The organism is Acinetobacter oleivorans DR1 (genome assembly GCF_000196795.1).
Lineage (GTDB): Bacteria > Pseudomonadota > Gammaproteobacteria > Pseudomonadales > Moraxellaceae > Acinetobacter > Acinetobacter oleivorans.
The window spans coordinates 3,046,884-3,065,602 of the sequence record NC_014259.1 but is presented as its reverse complement, the minus strand read 5'-3'; the positions used below and the strand labels follow the sequence as shown (position 1 = coordinate 3,065,602).

Below are 18,719 nucleotides of genomic sequence, written 5' to 3'. Positions count from 1 at the left end.
TTTTCATTTTTGTTTGATTGAAATCATTCGAAAAACTTCCGCAATCTGTTAGGATATAGCACTTAATTTTTACTTAATCGAGGCAGAGATGACGCAACAAAACGCTCAATCGACTTCTGAACCAACTATTTCCGAAAACGATTTAATTGCACAGCGTCATGCCAAATTAAAGCAAATCCAAGATGTTGCGAAGGAAACTGGAAAGAGTCCTTGGCCGAATACGTTTAAGCGTGAACACTACGCAGCTGATCTACAAGAACAATTTAAAGATCAGTCGAAAGAACAAATTGAAAGCGCTGAGCATGTCTATGTAAAAGTGGCTGGCCGTGTCATGTTAAACCGTGGTTCTTTCATGGTTATTCAAGATATGACAGGTCGTATTCAGCTATATGTTGACCGTAAAGGTTTACCAAAAGATATTCTTGAGACCATTAAAGGTTTAGACCTTGGTGACATTATTGCTGCTGAAGGTTATATCGGACGTTCAGGAAAAGGTGACTTATATGTTCATCTTGAAGGTTTTGAACTTCTTACAAAATCTCTTCGTCCGTTACCAGATAAATTCCATGGCTTAAATGACACAGAAGTTAAGTACCGTAAACGTTACCTTGACTTAATTGTGAATGAAGAAACACGTAAAACTTTTGAAATCCGTGCCAAAGTTGTTGCAGGTATTCGAGCATTCTTAAACAATGAACGTTTCATGGAAGTTGAAACGCCAATGATGCATGTGATTCCGGGTGGTGCGTCTGCGCGTCCGTTTGAAACACATCACAATGCTTTGGATATGCCTTTATTCCTACGTATTGCACCTGAGCTTTATTTAAAACGTTTGGTTGTTGGTGGTTTCGAACGTGTGTTTGAAATTAACCGTAACTTCCGTAATGAAGGGGTATCAACGCGTCACAACCCTGAATTTACGATGATTGAATTTTATCAAGCTTATGCTGATTATAAAGACTTGATGCAATTAACTGAAAACATGCTTGAAAAGTTGGCTTTGGATATTCTGGGTACAACTGATGTGCCTTACCAAGGTGAAGTGTTTAGCTTCAAAGGGCCATTCAAGAAAATCTCTATGTTTGATGCGATTTTAGAGAATAACCCACAATTTACACCTGAAAATGTTGGTGACCGTGAGTTCCTTGCTCAATTTATTCGTGAAGAATTAAAAGAACAAGTTAAGCCTGGTTTTGGTTTAGGTAAGCTTCAAACGATCGTATTTGAAGAAACTGTTGAAACCAAGCTTCGTCAGCCTACATTTATTACTGAATATCCAGCTGAAACTTCTCCACTCGCTCGCCGTAATGATGACAATGCACATATTACTGATCGTTTTGAGTTTTTCATTGGTGGCCGTGAATTGGCAAATGGTTTCAGCGAGTTAAATGATCCAATTGATCAAGCTGAACGTTTCCAAGCTCAGGTTGCTGAAAAAGACGCTGGTGATGATGAAGCAATGCATTACGATGCAGAATTTGTTGAAGCGCTTGAGTATGGTTTACCTCCTACCGCAGGTGAAGGTATCGGTATTGACCGTTTAGTTATGTTATTTGCCGATGCTCCAAGTATTCGTGATGTAATTTTATTCCCTCATATGCGCCGTAAAGAAGGTTAATCTTCCAAAGGCAAAAAGGCAGTATTTATACTGCCTTTTTTTATTACTTTTATATCTCAAAAACTTACCTATCTACACTAATCTTAAAATAGCGTTAAAAAATGTAATTGCACAGTTTAACAATTGCAAAGTTGTGATAAAAAATTTAAGGTGTTGCTCATAAATAACTTTGAGAATTGGCTGGCATGTTTCTAAGAAAAACACTTTCGATTGCAATATTGGCAACTGCTTCATCCGCTATTTTTGCACAAGGTTTAGTGCTAAATAATGAGGACTTGCGTACAGACTTAAACTGGTTGAATCAACAAGGTGTTATTAACATCAGCACCTCAACTTGGCCGTTAAGTGGTGATGAAATCCAGAGAGCACTCTCTCAAGCACAAGTGACGCATCCAGCTCAACAAAAAGTTATTAATTCAGTTCTTAATGCATTAAAAGCAGATAACGATACGGTTAAAGTGGGCGCTTTTGCTGAAACCGATATCAAAAATATTCCGCAAGCATTCGGTGATAACCAAAAAGCTCAATATCAAGGTTCTTTAGAGTTTAATGCGGGCGGTGAAAACTGGGATGCAAAAATTCGAGTAAATGCAGAAAAAGACCCACAAATTGATAATGGTCAAGATGTGAATGTTGAAGGCTCATATGTTGCTGGTAAACTTTGGAATCAGTGGGTAGTTGCGGGGCAAATTCCAACATGGTGGGGTCCAGGCCATGATGGTAGCTTAATTCGTGGTGATGCTAGCCGTCCGGTTTATGGTGTAACAGCACAACGTGCAGTGCAAAATGCTTTTGAGAGTAAATGGTTATCTTGGATTGGACCGTGGCAATATCAGGCTTTTGCTGGTCAATTAGATGATTATAAAGCAATTCCAGATGCTAAGTTATTAGGTTTGCGTGTAACTGCAAGACCATTACCATATTTAGAACTAGGCGCTTCTCGAACTTTGCAATGGGGTGGTGAAGGGCGTTCAGAAAGTTGGAATTCTTTATGGAATGCCATTAAGGGAAATGATAATGTCTATGATGCATCTGAGGATAGATCTAACCAAATAGCAGGATTTGATGCCCGTTTAAATCTGCAAACTCTTTTAAACGCACCTGTGGGTGTTTATGGTCAATATGTAGGGGAAGATGAAGCTGGCTTACTTCCTTCTAAAAAAATGTATTTAGCAGGTGTTGATTATTCTTCTAGCTATAATGATATGCCTTATCAGCTCTATGCTGAATGGGCTGACACGCGTACAAATAACGATGTGAAAGGTATTTCTTATAATCATTATATCTATAAGGATGGCTATTACCAACATGGTTACCCATTAGGCCACGCGATGGGTGGTGATGGACAAATGTACTCAGTGGGTGGTGATATCCGCTTTGATGTAATGAACCGTTTAAGTGGTCGTGCAATGGTGGTTAAAGTTAATCAATCTAACTTGGCAATCAATAAAGCATTCCCTAAAGACGATGAAATCAAAGCCCTTGATTTAACTTGGACGCATTACATCAAACCTGATCTTCCATTAAAAATTAATGGTTGGGTAAGTGATTCTGATCTAGAAGGTAATGACGCAGGTGCATCTATTGGAATTGAAATTCCATTAGAACGTAAAATGTTCGGTTTCTAAGAATAGATCATGTTTTAGAAAAGAGAAGCGATCAAAGCTTCTCTTTTTTTATGGTTTTTAGAGAAATATAAAGACTAGAACATGATTTGCTTAAGTTGGCTACACAAGCTACGATTGCAAAGTTACGCAAGTGAATCAGCATATTACATGTATATGATGAAATCGAATATCAATATGAAAAAACAAGCAAAAGGAATCGGTTTTAAATCACTATAATGCATAACTAATGCTATAAGCCATATAAAGGCTTGTGGTTGGATTATCTATCACGAAAAATTGGAGTTGTTATGGCACTCGTTCCTCCACATGGTCTTCTAGGTGGTGGTTTAATACTACTTCTAGATTTTATGGGCAAAATGGATAGAGAAGGACGTGTTCATGACTGAATCAAGACTCACACATCTCAAGCAACTTGAAGCTGAAAGCATTCATATTATCCGTGAAGTTGCTGCTGAATTTGAAAATCCAGTCATGCTTTACTCAATTGGTAAAGACTCTGCGGTAATGCTTCACCTTGCATTAAAAGCATTTTATCCAGCGAAACTTCCATTTCCTTTATTGCATGTAGATACAGGTTGGAAGTTTAAAGACATGATCGCGTTTCGCGATAACATGGCAAAAACGCATGGCTTTGATTTAATCGTTCATCAGAATAAAGAAGGTCGTGAAGCTGGAATTAATCCATTCGATCATGGTAGTTCAAAATATACAGATATTATGAAAACCCAAGCTTTAAAACAGGCTTTGGATAAATATCAATTTGATGCTGCTTTTGGTGGTGCACGTCGTGATGAAGAAAAATCACGCGCGAAAGAACGTGTTTATTCATTCCGTGATAGTAAACACCGTTGGGACCCTAAAAACCAGCGCCCTGAACTTTGGAATCTTTACAATGGTAAAGTGAACAAAGGTGAAAGTATTCGTGTATTCCCTTTATCTAACTGGACTGAGTTGGATATCTGGCAATATATCTATTTAGAAAATATTCAAATCGTTCCTCTTTATTTCTCTGCTGTTCGCCCAGTAGTAGAGCGTAGCGGTACATTAATCATGGTTGATGATGAACGTATGCGTTTAAAAGAAGGTGAAGTTCCACAGATGAAGTCTGTACGTTTCCGTACGCTTGGCTGTTATCCATTAACTGGTGCAGTTGAGTCTGAAGCAGATACGTTACCTGAAATTATCCAAGAGATGCTTTTAGCCACGAGTTCTGAGCGTCAAGGTCGTATGATTGACCATGATGAAGCGGGCTCAATGGAAAAGAAAAAGCAAGAAGGCTATTTCTAAGACAATTTCTAAATTTGTGGAGTTTGAGCAATGTCTCATCAATCAGAATTAATCAGTCAAGATATCTTGACCTATTTAAAGCAACATGAACAAAAAGACCTTCTGCGTTTTTTGACTTGCGGTAACGTAGATGATGGAAAAAGTACACTTATTGGGCGTCTACTCTACGATTCAAAATTGATTTACGAAGATCAATTACAAGCTGTAACGCGCGATAGTAAAAAAGTAGGAACCACAGGTGATGCACCAGACTTGGCATTACTTGTAGATGGCTTACAAGCTGAGCGTGAGCAAGGTATTACCATTGATGTGGCTTACCGCTATTTCTCAACTGAAAAGCGTAAGTTTATTATTGCTGATACCCCAGGACATGAGCAATATACGCGTAACATGGCAACAGGTGCGTCAACTGCTGATCTTGCAATTATCTTGATTGATGCGCGTTATGGTGTGCAAACTCAAACTCGTCGCCATACGTTTATTGCTAGTTTACTTGGTATTAAAAATATCGTTGTTGCTATCAATAAAATGGACTTGGTTGAGTACTCTCCTGAACGTTTCACTGAAATTCAGATTGAATATGATGCTTTCGTAAGCCAATTGGGTGACCGCCGTCCAGCTAATATTCAGTTTGTACCGATTTCTGCTTTAAATGGTGATAACGTAGTAAATGTTTCTGAGCATACAGCTTGGTACAAGGGTCAAACCTTGATGAGCATTCTTGAATCTGTGGAAATTAGTCGTGAATCAAACAAACACGAATTCCGTTTCCCTGTTCAATATGTGAACCGTCCAAACCTCGATTTCCGTGGTTTCGCTGGTACTGTCGCTTTAGGTGAAATCAATGTTGGTGATGAAATTGTTGCATTACCATCAGGTAAGCGCTCAACAGTTAAAGAAATCGTAACATTCGATGGAAATCTGGACCAAGCTATTGCGGGTCAAGCAGTTACATTAACATTGAATGATGAAATTGATATTAGCCGTGGAAACGTATTAGTACGTGCAGGCGAACAACCATTAATTTCTCGCAGTGTTCGTGCTTCAGTAGTATGGATGAATGAACATCCACTGGTGAAAGGCAAGTTGTACAACGTTAAGATTGGTACTCAAACGGTCCCTGCCAAAGTAACTAACATTCACTATCGTGTGAATGTGAATACGCTTGAGCATACTCAAGTTGAAGAGCTTGAATTAAATGCAATTGCAGATGTTGTTGTTGAGTTTGATGCACCAGTCGTATTTGATCAATATCAAGACTCACGATACACAGGTTCATTTATTTTCATTGATCGTTTAAGCAATGTAACGGTTGGTGCGGGTATGGTTGAGTCTGCGGTAGAGTGGACTGCACATAGCAATCCAGTTACTGCTGAAGATCGTGCTGCACGTTTAGGTCAAAAACCTGCGGTGATTGGGATTTCTGCACAGTTAATCGAGAAAGCTCAAGTTTTAGAGAGTTTATTGATCCAACAAGGTGTAGTTGCGATTGCAAAAGCCAACTTAACTGCTGAGCAAATTACTTTATTGCGTGAGACAGGTGTTGTGGTTATCACTACGGCTGTGGATGGCACAGATACAGAAGTCACTGCTGAAACCGTTGAAGAGGCAGCTGAAAAAGTTGTGGAATTAGTCCGTCTTTAATAGACTGAATTGATTTTGAAAAAACCCGCGTAAGCGGGTTTTTTTATTGGGTTTAGAAAATACTTTGAGTTTTTAAAGTTAAATATTCTCTTAAATCTTTAGGATAGCTCTGAATCATCTTTAAAAATATATCACGGTCGCCTTGATATAAGGCGCGTGTTGCTTCTTCGTAATTTGGCATATTACCCAACATGGCAGACATAAAACGGTCGATGGCTTGTTTAGCGAGCATAATATTACCTTCAGAATTTGGGTTATTTAACTCTTTATCAATCAACTTACGAATTACTGCTGATGCACTCGCACTTTGTTGATCTAACCAATCCCAATGTTTTTTCTGTAAAGTGATTTCACGAGAAATTACTCCGAGTTTAGGTCGTCCAACTTTTTTAATTTCTTCCGGTTCAGCATAACGTTGTTGAAATTCTTGTTCCGAACCAGAAAGATCAAGATCAATTTGTTGACCTGTTTGATCATTAAAAATCAGAATATTTTCCGTTGTTTTCGGAAGATCTGTGAGTTTTTTTGCAAGTTCAACTAGGGAGTCGCTCGCAATAAGCGTGCTTCCAGTGAAAGCAGTATAGGTGATTTTAGTATTCATTTTAGCCATATATTTTTATCTGGGTAAAATAATATTACCAGGGTAAAATTATTTTGGCAAATAATTAATTTTATAACCAAAGAATTATTTGATTTTATGAGTGTTGTCTATGAAGTTAAGACTATAAAAATAGTCAAGATAATAGGCTATTTAAAATTTTATTCGGCTTTAATAGTGCTTTTATGAGACAATGTTTTTTTTATTTTTGTGTATTAGGACTCCCATGATTGAGCAATCTCCTGAATCTTTAAGCGATATCGAAATTTTAGACATTTTACAGTCTATGAAAAAAGATAAGCTGGATACGGAAGCAAATGAGATTATCCGTAATGGGGGGAAAGCTGGGCGTCAAGAAGCACATAAACAGGCTTTAGTTGCGTTGAATGCAAACTTTGAAGAAAAGTTTGTAGAAGCTGCTACGCTGGCATTAGGCTTGAATTCAGGTCAGGCGAAAAAGATTCGTTATAAAAAAGACCGTATCCGTATTTTTAAAGCACGTGGTATTGATTATTTAGCTATTGATGGTGCAGAAACCGCTCAGGTTTTAGCTCAAGTTGCTCAAGCGATTAGTCGTGAAGACGCGATTGTGACTGAAGGTCTACACAATATTTTTCCATTTTGGAAAGAAGGTTGGCCAATGGTTCAGTTTGATAATGCTTATAAAATTTTAGAAGAAGACATTACATTGCATTTTCAAATTGTGTTAGATCACTTAATTGAATATGTACAGAAATAAAAAAAAGCCCCGATTGGGGCTTTTTTATTGCATATGAATAATTAAAGCGTACTAAAGAGTGGGAAAACACCAATTACTAAAGCAGTACCCATTAATACCATACAAGTTATGAATGCCCACTTTAAAGTGAACTTTTGATGGTCGGCAAAATCGACTTTAGCAAGACCACATAACAAATAGGTTGATGGAACAAGAGGTGATAGCAAGTGTACAGGTTGACCTACAATCGAAGCGCGAGCAATCGCTTCTGCACTAATACCATAATGTGAAGCAGCTTCAGCAAGAATAGGTAAAACGCCATAGAAGAAAGCATCATTTGACATAAAGAAGGTCAAAGGCATACTCACTAAAGCTGTGATCGGTGCAAGGTATGGACCCATGCTTGGAGGAATCATTGCGACGAATTCTTTAGACATCGCCTCAACCATACCTGTGCCAGATAAAATACCTGTGAAAATACCTGCTGCGAAAATTAAGCCCACAACAGCTAAGACACTGTCTGCATGCATTGCAATACGTTTTTTCTGCATATCAACATCTGGGTAGTTAATGAGCATTGCAATACAGAACGCTATCATGAACAACACAGACATAGGCAAAATGCCTTTGATCAAAGCAATCATAAGAAGGATTGTGAGCACCATATTTACTTTGCGTAAATGTGGGCGAGTCGCTTCAGGATCTTTCGATACAGTAATGTTATCACCATGGTGAGTTTCAAGTTCAATAACGCCTAAACGTTTTTGCTCGTAACGACCATATAAGTATGCCAAGAAGAATAACCAACCAATACTAATGATCATAGGGATAATCATTGGTACGAAAATGTGGCTTGGGTCAACTTGCAGGGCGCTTGCAGCACGAGCTGTAGGGCCACCCCATGGGGTTAGGTTCATTACACCACTACATAACAGCATAAGTGCAGTCATGATGAGGGTATTCATTCCTAAGCGTTGATAAAGTGGCAGCATTGCAGCTACACAAATCATATAGGTTGTAGAACCATCACCATCTAAAGAAACCATTGTGGTTAAGAACACAGTTCCTAGTGTGATTTTTAGAGGATCACCTTTAACCTTTTTTAAAATCCATTTAACCGGTGGATCGAAAAGACCTGCATCGATCATTAAGGCAAAATATAAAATTGCGAATAAAAGCATTACGCCAGTTGGCGCTAATTTTTTGATGCCATCCAGCATCATCTCACTGAGACCTTTGAGTTCAATGTGACTTAAACTTTCAAAGTAGTGACCTAGGCCCCAGGCAACAAGAGAAAAAATAAATGGGATGAGAATTAAAGCAATAATAGGGCTTAAACGTTTGGACATGATTAAGTACATGAAGCACAAAATCATGCCAACACCAAGTAATGTCAGCATACAATCAATCCTTTGCCTATAGTTTTACTGAACAAGTTTATTCAAAACTCTGACCTTGGTTATTCTTATTAATTTTTATTAAAAAGACAAATAATATATTTAGTTTATTTGGTTAATATATATTCAGTTGGAGGGGTATATTTAGGCGAAATACTGAACATATATATTAAGATTATAATAAGCTTATAATAAATGTGATTCATTATATTAGATTATAAAGGTTTTATAAAATTAAAAATTATATGATATTTTTTTAAATTATATATGGTTTGATGGGGGAAATGAGAAGAAGAACCATTTAAAGACTTGCTTTGAGCTAAGTTCCATAAGATCTGAGGTAATGTAAATTGGGACTTAACTGCTTAGTGGTAATTGAGATATATAGATTATTCTATTATTTTTCAGTATTTAAGATTTAATATAAATGATGATTTAAATAATATTGCTTTTAGATTAAAAGAGCAACTTGAATTTATGAATCTAAAATAATTATTACACATATTTGAAAAATTTATTTAGATTTAAAAAAATACCCCACATAAAATTGTGAGGTATTTAAATTAATATAAATCAGTTGTCATCAATTGATGAATGTACTTCAGTTTGTTCTAAAATTCGAGTTACAAGAAGTTGGTCAATTTTAAAATGATCGACATCGACTACTTCAAACTTGTATCCACCGAATTCTACAAAATCTGCCGGACGTGGAATTTTGCGTAGGCGGTACATCATGAAGCCTGCTAAAGTTTCATAATTTTCTTCATCAGGCATTTCATCAATTTCAAGTGCGTGTCTTAAGTCATCAATTGGTGTGCTGCCATCAATTAACCATGAGTTATTATCACGTTTAATGATTTGTTGCTCTTCATCAATTGGAGTGACCCAGTCGCCCATAACCGTAATCATAATATCGCTTAAAGTAATAACACCTACGACAAGCGCATATTCGTTTATCACAACCGCAAACTTTTCTTTCGTAGAGCGGAAACGATCAAGTAATTCCGAGAGGGTTAGGGTGTCAGGAATCATCAAGACAGTACGAATGGTTGATTCATTCAATTGAGTTGGAGATTGGTTGTTTAAAATGCGAACAAGAAAGTCTTTGGCATCGACGTAACCAATGACTTGATCAATATTTTCATTACATACCAAAAATTTTGAATATGGATACTCTGCTAATTTTTGGCGAATGCTATCTTCATGTTCATTTAAAGTGAAATAAACAACATTTTCACGTGTAGTCATGCTCGAAGGTACGTTACGTTCTTCTAATTCAAAAACATTCTCGATAAAGTGATGTTCTTGTTTCTGAAGTACGCCTGCTTGAGCACCTGCATCCATTACTGCTGAAATATCATCAAAAGTAATGTTGTCTTCTCGCGTTGTATTCACTTTGAACAAACGGAATAGCAGGTTGGCAATTGCGTTAATTCCCCAAGCTAAAGGTTTGCAAATCTTAATAAAAACCTGAATTGGGTTAATAACACTAATTGCAATTTTTTCAGGTGCAATCATAGCCAAACGTTTTGGCATAAGATCGGCAAATAAAATAAAGAGTGAGGTCACTAAGGTAAAGGAGAGGGCAAAACCGATCGTTTGTGTCCAAGGGCCTGTGTAAAAGCGGTCTACTAAAGTGACGAAATAAGGACGAAAAGCAGCTTCACCCAAAATACCGCCTAAAATTGCAACTGCATTTAGGCCAATTTGAGAAGCTGCAAAAAAGTCGGCAGATTGTTCTTGTAAATCTAGTACTTGTTGGGCGCGTTCTTCACCCGCTTCGGCTAGAATTTTTAGTTTAACTTTTCTGGCACCTGCTAGTGCAATTTCAGTTAAAGATAAAAAGCCTGCTCCGATGATAAGCAGTACGATGATAATGATATTTTGAAAGAGACTCACAAATCACCTGAGGTTCATCATTATTATGACTATGTTTTAACATAAAAAAGCGCTGAGGTAATCAGATTGATTGCTCAGCGCTTGAAGATAGGACAATTAAATTAAAATTTATTTAATAGTGAGAAAATTGTGAATTATTGGTTAGAAATTCACGGTTTTCTTCTTCAATCATTTGACGAGCAACAAATAAGATAAGTTGGCGCAGCCAGCGATGAGCAGGGTGATGATGTAACAACGGACACCAAGCCATTTTAAGTTCGAACTCTGGAATATAAAAAGGAGGATCCTTTATAACCAGTTTAGGATTCTGTGTTTGTAGGCGTGCCATACGTGTTGGTAATGTAGCAATAAGATCTACATTTTGAGCAAGTAATGCAGGCATTTGGTAGTGGCGAGTAAATACAGAAATTTTACGACGTTGACCAATACGTTCTAATGCTTGATCAATCCAGCCTAAACCACCTTGTTTGTCGGGGTTTACACCAAAACCTACACCCATACCTGTTTTAGAAACCCAGATATGTTGCGCATCTAGATAACTTTTAAGATTCAAATGGGTTACAGCAGGGTGTTTATCGTTCAAAATACAACTGAAACTATCACGCCAAACTAAAACCTGATGGAAACTTTGCGGTATTTCATTAAATCTATTAATTGCAAGATCAACTTTACCTTGTTCCATATCTCTATAAGACACATCACTCGGTGTAAGAAAATCAAGAACAACGTTTGGAGCTTCAGAGCGGAGCGCTTTGACAAGACGAGGAACTAAAGTTGCCTCAGCATAGTCAGATGTCATAATGCGGAAAACGCGATTACTTGTATAAGGGCGGAATTCGGTACGGGGTTCCAAAATCATGGAGAGATCAGAAAGGGCATCACGAATACGAGGCTGTAATTCAAGTGCGCGTTCTGTTGGAGTCATGCCTTCGGACGAGCGGATAAGAAGGGGGTCATTAAATAAATTACGCAAACGACGTAAAATATTACTCATTGCAGGCTGAGTTACCCCAAGCTGTTCGGCTGCGCGTGTAACATTTTTTTCACGAAGAAGTACATCAAGATATATTAATAGATTAAGATCTACTCGCTCCAGATTCATAAAAAAAATACCGAAAATAAAACCCTGAAATTGTTTCAAATTATGCCATATCTAATAACTATTGTGTGAAAAAATGATGAGAAAAACGACATTTTTTGTAGGAATTAAGTAGGGGGGAGAGGTACTTCAAAGGCTCGATTTTATTGTCTTTGCTACGTTTTTAAGTATGAAGGAGATAAATAGAATATATTTATATATAACTAACCACTTTCTAGCATGTAAATTGACTTTTTACATTGGCAAAAATAGCCTAATTTACAATTGACTTTTTAAATTAAAAATGGCTGGAAAAACTTCAAAAATTGTATAAAAATAAGACTTACTAGGTTTTTAGAATAAAACTCTATACTCCTTTAGAATAATTTTATTTTTATAAACAAAGTGTTAATGTTTTTTGTTTTATCTATAATATCGATTTATCGGTATATTTTTTAAATAAATACTGAAGATTAATAAAGGATATTGGATTAATTGATTGGCTAAGTCTAAGCTGTGTTCATGACGAAGCAGCTGGTGTCATAAGAAATTTAAGTACATGACTCTAGGCTTCAATCGATGAAATCCTAAAATGAATACAGGACAATATCATGACTACATATCAAACAGCGATTGATGCAATCCGCGAACTAAAAGCAAAATTCGGTAGCACTTGGCGCGATATTAGCCCAGAAGATGCTGCACGTATGCAAATGCAAAACCAATTCAAAACTGGTTTAGATATTGCTAAATATACAGCTGCGATTATGCGTCGTGATATGGCTGCTTATGATGCTGACTCTAGCAAATACACTCAATCATTAGGTTGCTGGCACGGTTTTATCGCACAACAAAAAATGATTGCGAACAAAAAATACTTCGGTACGACTGAACGTCGCTATATCTACCTTTCTGGTTGGATGGTTGCTGCTCTTCGTTCAGAATTTGGTCCACTTCCTGACCAATCTATGCACGAAAAAACTTCGGTACCTGCATTAATCGAAGAAATCTACACTTTCTTACGTCAAGCTGACGCAAAAGAATTAAACGATTTATTCCGTGCGCTTAAAAAAGCAAACGAAGCTGGTGATACTGCTAAAGCTGCTGAAATCACTGCTCAAATCGACGGCTTCCAAACTCACATTGTGCCAATTATTGCTGACATCGATGCTGGTTTCGGTAACGAAGAAGCGACTTACTTACTTGCTCGTAAAATGATTGAAGCTGGTGCTTGTGCTCTTCAAATCGAAAACCAAGTATCTGATGCTAAACAATGTGGTCACCAAGCTGGTAAAGTAACTGTTCCACACGAAGACTTCATCGCTAAAATCCATGCATTACGTTATGCATTCTTAGAAATGGGTCTTGATGACGGTATCATCGTTGCGCGTACTGACTCAGAAGGCGCTGACTTGACTCAAAAAATCCCAGTGGTTAAAGAGCCAGGTGATATCGCATCTCAATACATCAGCTACTTAGATACTGTTGAAATTGATATTGCTGATGCTCAAGAAGACGAAATCTTGATCAAACGTAATGGTAAATTACACCGTCCTAAGCGTTTAGCTTCTGGTTTATATCAGTTCCGTGCTGACACACAAATTGATCGTGTTGTACTTGACTGTGTATCTAGCCTTCAAAACGGTGCTGACCTTCTTTGGATCGAAACTGCGACTCCAAACGTAGAAGAAATCGCACACATGGTTAATCGTGTTAAAGAAGTTGTTCCAAATGCTAAGCTTGTTTATAACAACAGCCCATCATTCAACTGGACTTTAAACTTCCGTCAACAAGCTTACGACCGTTGGGTTGCTGAAGGTAAAGACGTTTCTGCATATGACCGTGCTAAATTAATGAGCGCTGAATATGATAATACTGAATTAGCTGCTGATGCAGACGCTAAGATCCGTACATTCCAAGCAGATGCTTCTCGTGAAGCAGGTGTGTTCCATCACTTGATCACACTTCCGACTTACCACACTGCTGCTCTTTCTACACATGAGCTTGCACAAGGTTACTTCGGTTCTGAAGGTATGTTGGCTTATGTTGCTGGCGTACAACGTAAAGAAATCCGTGGTGGTATCGCTTGTGTTAAACACCAAGCAATGGCGGGTTCTGACATCGGTGATGATCACAAAGAAATCTTCTCTGGTGACAACGCTCTTAAAGCACATGATGATGCTAAAAACACAATGAACCAATTCGCAGCTCACTAAGAATTGATTTCAAAAGAAAACCCGCTCACATGAGCGGGTTTTTTTATATTAAAAATAATTATTTTTTCAAAACATAATGCTCAGCTAAAGAGCCTTCAATTTTCTTACCTTCCATATCTAAAGCAGTTGCCGTATTTTCACCAATAAAGAATTTACGGTTTTGTCCTTTATCATCTAATGTAATGACTGAAGTATTATCTTTGTCAAAAGTAAATGTACCATGGGTTTCAAATGGTTTCTTATCACCTTTGCCAAGATAAGTTTCAGTCAATTCATAAGTTTTATCATCTTTTAACTCTAAATCAGTTTTGATGCCTTCACAGTCTGCACATGGAAGAGTGCCTTTATATGTGCCATTCCAATCTAGTGAGTTTTCAGCTGTATGAGCAGTATCTACTGCATTGTTATTCGCTTCAGTAGTTTGTGCTGGAGCAGAAGCTTGTGTTGTTGTATCGGCTTTATTTTCGTTTTTGCTACAAGCAACAAGAAGGGCACTTACAAGTGCAACTGATAATAATGTTTTTTTCATGATGATCTAAACCTCGGAAAATAAATAAAAAAGCAAATAACAGGCTATGAAATATAAGAGCTTAATAAAAGTTTAAGTATGTAATTTAATTTTAACAAAAGGTAAAGTGAGTAAATTTTGGAATAATTATTAAAACAAAAATAAAAAGCAGGTATCCACTAAAACGATTTAATGAATACCTTATAAATTAGGGTTGTGCTGAAACTCCACCTAAAGAGTCACATGCTGATTTATAGAGTTCGTATTGTTGCTTTAAAACTTCATCTAGCGGCATGTCGAATAATTCTTCACCATTTTTGTAGCTCTCTACGTATGAAGTTGCTTTTTCTTTGCTTACCGCTAAAGATTGCTGGTAATAAGAATTAATCGAGCTTGTTGCAAGCTGGCTTGTCTCTACATTTTTACATTCGAAATTGTGCAGGATCTTTTCTGCACGTTTGACCTCACTAGATTGGCCAAAAATACACCCAGTTAAAAAGACAAGTGGGGTTAACACGAAAAAAAGTTTCATGGAGAGCAAGTATAGAAGCAACGGTGGGCGCTATTGTATAAACAATTCCATAAGTTACTGTGGTTTTATGTTAGACATTGATGATTTTTTAACTCATTAAAATCGAAAAATTGTATCTAATTTTATCAGTTGGCTTATTTTCATATTTGGTGCGTATTTTGCTTATAACTTTAAGCACTTATTTTGAACATATGAACCAGAATGAATCAGGTACAAACGTTTTCAAAAAACTCTTTAGCACCATTTTGGTATGCGCGATTAGAGCTCGGATTTTGTTTTGAAAATTCACGCACCATAATGAGTCACAGAAAGCACCATGGCCCTGTTAGGGTGCAAAAAATGCTCTGGCCTGAAAGAACGGGTGTATGTCATGCCATTATTGTTCATCCTCCAGCAGGAATTGCAGGAGGAGATCATCTGACGTTTGAAATTGAAACCAAAGATCAAGCTCATGCGGTAGTAACTACTCCGGGCGCAGGGAAATGGTACAAAACCAATGGTAAGCAAGCTTTTCAACATATTCAATTGCATGTGAAAGATCAGTCCATTTTAGAGTGGGTTCCACAAGAAACGATGCTGTTTGATGGAGCTTTAGCACATTCAGAAACTCATATTCACCTTGATAATGCTGCGAGTTTTATTGGCTGGGATATGTTAGTGCTTGGGCGACAGGCACGTGCGGAGCTCTTTATTCAAGGTAGTTATCACAACCAGTTTAAATTGTGGCGAGAACATAAGTTATTGGTTGCAGATACATTGTATTTTGAAGGAGAAGATCGTTGGCTGAGTTCATGTTTGGGTATGAATAATCAAGCCGTAATGGGAAGCTTTTGGGCAGCCGCTCCCGAAAAGTATCGCTCAGCTTCTTATTTAGAACAGCAGTTAGAACTCATTCGAGAATTGATGATGCGTATGCAAGCACCTGTCACATTAACATTATTGGATGATGTAGTTTCGGCTCGTTTTCTGGGAAATGATGTCCGACATTGTCATGATGCTTTTGCGGCTATACGAGCAAGATTAAGACATTATTGGTTTGATTTAGATGAAGAATTTCCAAGAATTTGGAAAACTTAAGTTACGTTAAATTGCGTATTTAAAAAACAGTTAAAACAAGTATGCTACTTTTGAGCACGTATTTTGCTTAAACAATATAAATGCAATTTAGGAAAGAGAAATGGAACTCAATCCAACAGAAAAAGATAAGTTACTCATTTTTACTGCAGGTTTAGTGGCTGAGCGTCGTAAAGCGCGTGGATTGAAACTGAATTATCCAGAAGCTATTGCTTTTATTTCAGCAGCTTTACTTGAAGGTGCACGAGACGGTATGACGGTCAGTGACTTGATGCATTACGGTACTACCTTATTAAAGCGCGAAGATGTGATGGATGGGGTGCCAGAAATGATTGCTGAGGTTCAGGTTGAGGCAACTTTTCCAGATGGTTCGAAATTAGTCACAGTCCATCAGCCAATTGTATAAAAGGAACGCTTATGATCCCTGGTGAAATCATTACTCCAGATGCTGATATTGAACTGAATGTTGGGCGACAAACTTTAAAAGTTGTAGTTGCCAACATTGGTGATCGACCTATTCAGGTGGGTTCCCATTTTCATTTTTATGAAGCAAATGATGCATTACAGTTTGATCGCGAAATGGCGAAGGGTTTTCGACTGAATATTGCAGCTGGTACAGCAATTCGTTTTGAACCGGGACAAACTCGAGAAGTGGAGCTTGTTGCTTTGGTCGGTAAACGAGAGGTTTATGGTTTCGCAGGTCGCGTCATGGGCAAGTTGGATTAAACATAACAACGATAATGAAAGAGATGAGTAATAAGTTATGAAAATGTCACGTCGTGCATATGCTGAGATGTTTGGTCCAACGGTTGGTGATCGTATTCGTTTGGCAGATACAGAGCTCTTTATTGAAGTTGAGCAAGACTTAACGACTTATGGTGAAGAAGTTAAATTTGGTGGCGGAAAAGTTATTCGTGACGGAATGGGGCAATCACAGCTTTTAGCTGATGAAGTTGCTGATACGGTCATTACCAATGCTTTAATTGTGGATTGGTGGGGAATTGTTAAAGCTGACGTGGGCTTAAAAAATGGCCGAATTTGGAAAATAGGAAAAGCTGGAAATCCAGATATTCAACCAGACATTACGATTCCTTTAGGGGCTGCAACAGAAGTGATTGCAGGTGAAGGGCAAATTTTAACTGCAGGCGGTATTGATACCCACATTCACTGGATTTGTCCTCAACAAGTTGAAACTGCGTTAATGTCAGGTACAACAACCATGGTCGGTGGTGGTACAGGGCCTGCAGCCGGAACCTCGGCAACGACAGTGACTCCCGGTCCTTGGCATATTGCGACCATGTTACAGGCGATTGATGATTTGCCTATGAATATTGGTCTATTAGGGAAAGGAAATTTGAGTTTACCTGACCCAATTCGTGAGCAAATTAAAGCTGGAGTAATTGGTTTAAAGCTGCATGAAGACTGGGGTTCAACACCCGCAGCTATTGATAACTGCTTGAGTGTGGCAGACGAGTTTGATGTGCAGGTGGCGATTCATACAGATACTTTAAATGAAAGCGGTTTTTTAGAAGAAACTTTAGCTGCATTTAAAAATCGTACGATTCATACATACCATACCGAAGGTGCGGGTGGTGGGCATGCACCTGACATTTTAAAAGCGATTGGGCAAAGTAACGTATTGCCATCTTCAACTAATCCAACGCGACCTTATACGATTAATACCATTGATGAGCATTTAGATATGCTCATGGTTTGCCATCATTTAGACCCAGCAATTGCTGAAGATATTGCTTTTGCAGAAAGCCGTATTCGCCGTGAAACTATTGCTGCCGAAGATATTTTGCAAGATTTAGGCGCGATTGCCATGATGTCTTCGGACTCTCAGGCGATGGGGCGCGTAGGTGAAGTGATTTTACGTACTTGGCAAACTGCCCATAAAATGAAAATTCAACGTGGTCCTTTAGAGGGTGACAATGAATTTCATGATAACAATCGCGTTAAACGCTACATTGCTAAATATACGATTAACCCAGCAATTACCCATGGTCTAAGCCATGAAATCGGTTCGATTGAAGTCGGGAAACTTGCTGATTTAGTGTTATGGAAGCCAGCCTTTTTTGGTGTGAAACCTTCGATGATTATTAAAGGTGGCATGATTGCAGCAGCACCGATGGGTGATATTAATGCTTCAATTCCGACACCTCAACCAGTGCATTACCGTCCAATGTTTGGTGCCTATCCACGTGGTGTTCATAACACTTGCATTACCTTTTTATCTCAAGTCGCAATCGATGAAAAAGTTGCTGAGAAGCTAAATCTTAAAAAGTTAATCAGTCCGTGTAAGAACACGCGTGCAATTACCAAAGCCGATATGAAACACAATACATATTGTCCAGTTATGCATGTTCACCCTGAAACTTATGAAGTGCGAGCTGATGGTGAACTATTAACGTGTGAACCTGCTGATGTGTTACCCATGGCACAGCGTTATTTCTTATTTTGACGAATTTATAGAGATGATATGTCTCATTACTCTAGATATGAAAGAAATAAATAAGGAG

Annotated in this window: 17 protein-coding genes; 11 read left to right on the top strand and 6 right to left on the bottom strand. The window is 37.9% G+C overall.

Annotation, left to right across the window (positions count from 1 at the left end; translation table 11 throughout):
• Nucleotides 1–88: 88 nt before the first annotated feature.
• The 5 genes from lysS to cysN all read left to right on the top strand — a co-directional run bounded on the left by lysS (nt 89) and on the right by cysN (nt 6,177).
• Nucleotides 89–1,618: a lysine--tRNA ligase gene (gene lysS / locus AOLE_RS14330; RefSeq protein ID WP_004793971.1), complete on the top strand. Its 1,530-nt coding sequence runs from the start codon at nt 89–91 to the stop codon at nt 1,616–1,618.
• 185 nt (nt 1,619–1,803) lie between these two features.
• Entirely contained in the window at nt 1,804–3,246 is a 1,443-nt protein-coding gene (locus AOLE_RS14325) for a capsule assembly Wzi family protein (protein WP_013198614.1), read from the top strand.
• Between the two features lie 254 nt (nt 3,247–3,500).
• Nucleotides 3,501–3,632 (top strand): hypothetical protein, encoded by a 132-nt coding sequence (locus AOLE_RS20025; protein ID WP_002117520.1) that lies wholly within the window; start codon nt 3,501–3,503, stop codon nt 3,630–3,632.
• Nucleotides 3,625–4,533: a sulfate adenylyltransferase subunit CysD gene (gene cysD, locus AOLE_RS14320; RefSeq protein WP_000140408.1), complete on the top strand. Its 909-nt coding sequence runs from the start codon at nt 3,625–3,627 to the stop codon at nt 4,531–4,533. The genes AOLE_RS20025 and cysD overlap by 8 nt, the downstream gene beginning before the upstream one ends.
• A 30-nt stretch (nt 4,534–4,563) precedes the next feature.
• The gene (gene cysN, locus AOLE_RS14315; protein WP_013198613.1) at nt 4,564–6,177 is read left to right on the top strand and encodes a sulfate adenylyltransferase subunit CysN; all 1,614 of its coding nucleotides are present in this window, start codon (nt 4,564–4,566) and stop codon (nt 6,175–6,177) included.
• Nucleotides 6,178–6,229: 52 nt separating this feature from the next.
• On the opposite strand, the gene AOLE_RS14310 is transcribed toward cysN, so the two are convergent.
• Nucleotides 6,230–6,787, bottom strand: a complete 558-nt coding sequence (locus tag AOLE_RS14310) for a DUF2239 family protein (RefSeq protein WP_023274299.1) — start codon at nt 6,785–6,787, stop codon at nt 6,230–6,232.
• 214 nt (nt 6,788–7,001) lie between these two features.
• Here AOLE_RS14310 and AOLE_RS14305 point away from each other — a divergent pair, with 214 nt between their 5' ends.
• Nucleotides 7,002–7,514: a hypothetical protein gene (locus tag AOLE_RS14305; protein WP_004793963.1), complete on the top strand. Its 513-nt coding sequence runs from the start codon at nt 7,002–7,004 to the stop codon at nt 7,512–7,514.
• A gap of 41 nt (nt 7,515–7,555) precedes the next feature.
• Here the strand turns inward: AOLE_RS14305 and AOLE_RS14300 are convergent, their stop codons facing one another.
• The 3 genes from AOLE_RS14300 to AOLE_RS14290 form a co-directional block, all read right to left on the bottom strand.
• Nucleotides 7,556–8,893, bottom strand: coding sequence for a CitMHS family transporter (locus AOLE_RS14300; RefSeq protein WP_013198611.1), 1,338 nt, complete (start codon nt 8,891–8,893; stop codon nt 7,556–7,558).
• Nucleotides 8,894–9,463: 570 nt separating this feature from the next.
• Entirely contained in the window at nt 9,464–10,789 is a 1,326-nt protein-coding gene (locus AOLE_RS14295; protein ID WP_004793961.1) for a hemolysin family protein, read from the bottom strand.
• Nucleotides 10,790–10,901: 112 nt separating this feature from the next.
• Entirely contained in the window at nt 10,902–11,891 is a 990-nt protein-coding gene (locus tag AOLE_RS14290) for a LysR family transcriptional regulator (protein WP_004703082.1), read from the bottom strand.
• 587 nt (nt 11,892–12,478) lie between these two features.
• On the opposite strand from AOLE_RS14290, the gene AOLE_RS14285 reads away from it, so the two are divergent.
• Nucleotides 12,479–14,083 carry an isocitrate lyase gene (locus tag AOLE_RS14285; RefSeq protein ID WP_005303365.1) on the top strand — a complete coding sequence of 535 codons (1,605 nt, stop codon included), beginning with the start codon at nt 12,479–12,481 and terminating at the stop codon, nt 14,081–14,083.
• Between the two features lie 58 nt (nt 14,084–14,141).
• Here AOLE_RS14285 and AOLE_RS14280 read toward each other — a convergent pair whose 3' ends face one another.
• Entirely contained in the window at nt 14,142–14,612 is a 471-nt protein-coding gene (locus AOLE_RS14280; protein ID WP_005303368.1) for a copper resistance protein NlpE, read from the bottom strand.
• Between the two features lie 187 nt (nt 14,613–14,799).
• Entirely contained in the window at nt 14,800–15,123 is a 324-nt protein-coding gene (locus AOLE_RS14275; RefSeq protein ID WP_013198610.1) for a hypothetical protein, read from the bottom strand.
• Nucleotides 15,124–15,324: 201 nt separating this feature from the next.
• Between AOLE_RS14275 and AOLE_RS14270 the strand changes: the two genes are divergently transcribed.
• The 4 genes from AOLE_RS14270 to ureC all read left to right on the top strand — a co-directional run bounded on the left by AOLE_RS14270 (nt 15,325) and on the right by ureC (nt 18,661).
• A complete protein-coding gene (locus AOLE_RS14270; protein WP_043961871.1) occupies nt 15,325–16,200 on the top strand; it encodes an urease accessory protein UreD in 876 nt (291 codons plus the stop codon).
• Nucleotides 16,201–16,300: 100 nt separating this feature from the next.
• Nucleotides 16,301–16,603 (top strand): urease subunit gamma, encoded by a 303-nt coding sequence (gene ureA / locus AOLE_RS14265; RefSeq protein WP_002117495.1) that lies wholly within the window; start codon nt 16,301–16,303, stop codon nt 16,601–16,603.
• A gap of 11 nt (nt 16,604–16,614) precedes the next feature.
• Nucleotides 16,615–16,923 (top strand): urease subunit beta, encoded by a 309-nt coding sequence (locus AOLE_RS14260; RefSeq protein ID WP_013198608.1) that lies wholly within the window; start codon nt 16,615–16,617, stop codon nt 16,921–16,923.
• Between the two features lie 37 nt (nt 16,924–16,960).
• The gene (gene ureC, locus AOLE_RS14255) at nt 16,961–18,661 is read left to right on the top strand and encodes an urease subunit alpha (RefSeq protein ID WP_013198607.1); all 1,701 of its coding nucleotides are present in this window, start codon (nt 16,961–16,963) and stop codon (nt 18,659–18,661) included.
• The last annotated feature ends 58 nt before the right edge of the window (nt 18,662–18,719 follow it).

Excerpts from the sequence above, each read along its gene's own strand:
- lysS (WP_004793971.1), top strand. The coding sequence starts at position 89 with ATGACGCAACAAAACGCTCAATCGACTTCTGAACCAACTATTTCCGAA.
- AOLE_RS14325 (WP_013198614.1), top strand. The coding sequence starts at position 1,804 with ATGTTTCTAAGAAAAACACTTTCGATTGCAATATTGGCAACTGCTTCA.
- cysD (WP_000140408.1), top strand. The coding sequence starts at position 3,625 with ATGACTGAATCAAGACTCACACATCTCAAGCAACTTGAAGCTGAAAGC.
- cysN (WP_013198613.1), top strand. The coding sequence starts at position 4,564 with ATGTCTCATCAATCAGAATTAATCAGTCAAGATATCTTGACCTATTTA.
- AOLE_RS14310 (WP_023274299.1), bottom strand. The coding sequence starts at position 6,787 with ATGGCTAAAATGAATACTAAAATCACCTATACTGCTTTCACTGGAAGC.
- AOLE_RS14305 (WP_004793963.1), top strand. The coding sequence starts at position 7,002 with ATGATTGAGCAATCTCCTGAATCTTTAAGCGATATCGAAATTTTAGAC.
- AOLE_RS14300 (WP_013198611.1), bottom strand. The coding sequence starts at position 8,893 with ATGCTGACATTACTTGGTGTTGGCATGATTTTGTGCTTCATGTACTTA.
- AOLE_RS14290 (WP_004703082.1), bottom strand. The coding sequence starts at position 11,891 with ATGAATCTGGAGCGAGTAGATCTTAATCTATTAATATATCTTGATGTA.
- AOLE_RS14285 (WP_005303365.1), top strand. The coding sequence starts at position 12,479 with ATGACTACATATCAAACAGCGATTGATGCAATCCGCGAACTAAAAGCA.
- AOLE_RS14280 (WP_005303368.1), bottom strand. The coding sequence starts at position 14,612 with ATGAAAAAAACATTATTATCAGTTGCACTTGTAAGTGCCCTTCTTGTT.
- AOLE_RS14275 (WP_013198610.1), bottom strand. The coding sequence starts at position 15,123 with ATGAAACTTTTTTTCGTGTTAACCCCACTTGTCTTTTTAACTGGGTGT.
- AOLE_RS14270 (WP_043961871.1), top strand. The coding sequence starts at position 15,325 with ATGAATCAGGTACAAACGTTTTCAAAAAACTCTTTAGCACCATTTTGG.
- ureA (WP_002117495.1), top strand. The coding sequence starts at position 16,301 with ATGGAACTCAATCCAACAGAAAAAGATAAGTTACTCATTTTTACTGCA.
- AOLE_RS14260 (WP_013198608.1), top strand. The coding sequence starts at position 16,615 with ATGATCCCTGGTGAAATCATTACTCCAGATGCTGATATTGAACTGAAT.
- ureC (WP_013198607.1), top strand. The coding sequence starts at position 16,961 with ATGAAAATGTCACGTCGTGCATATGCTGAGATGTTTGGTCCAACGGTT.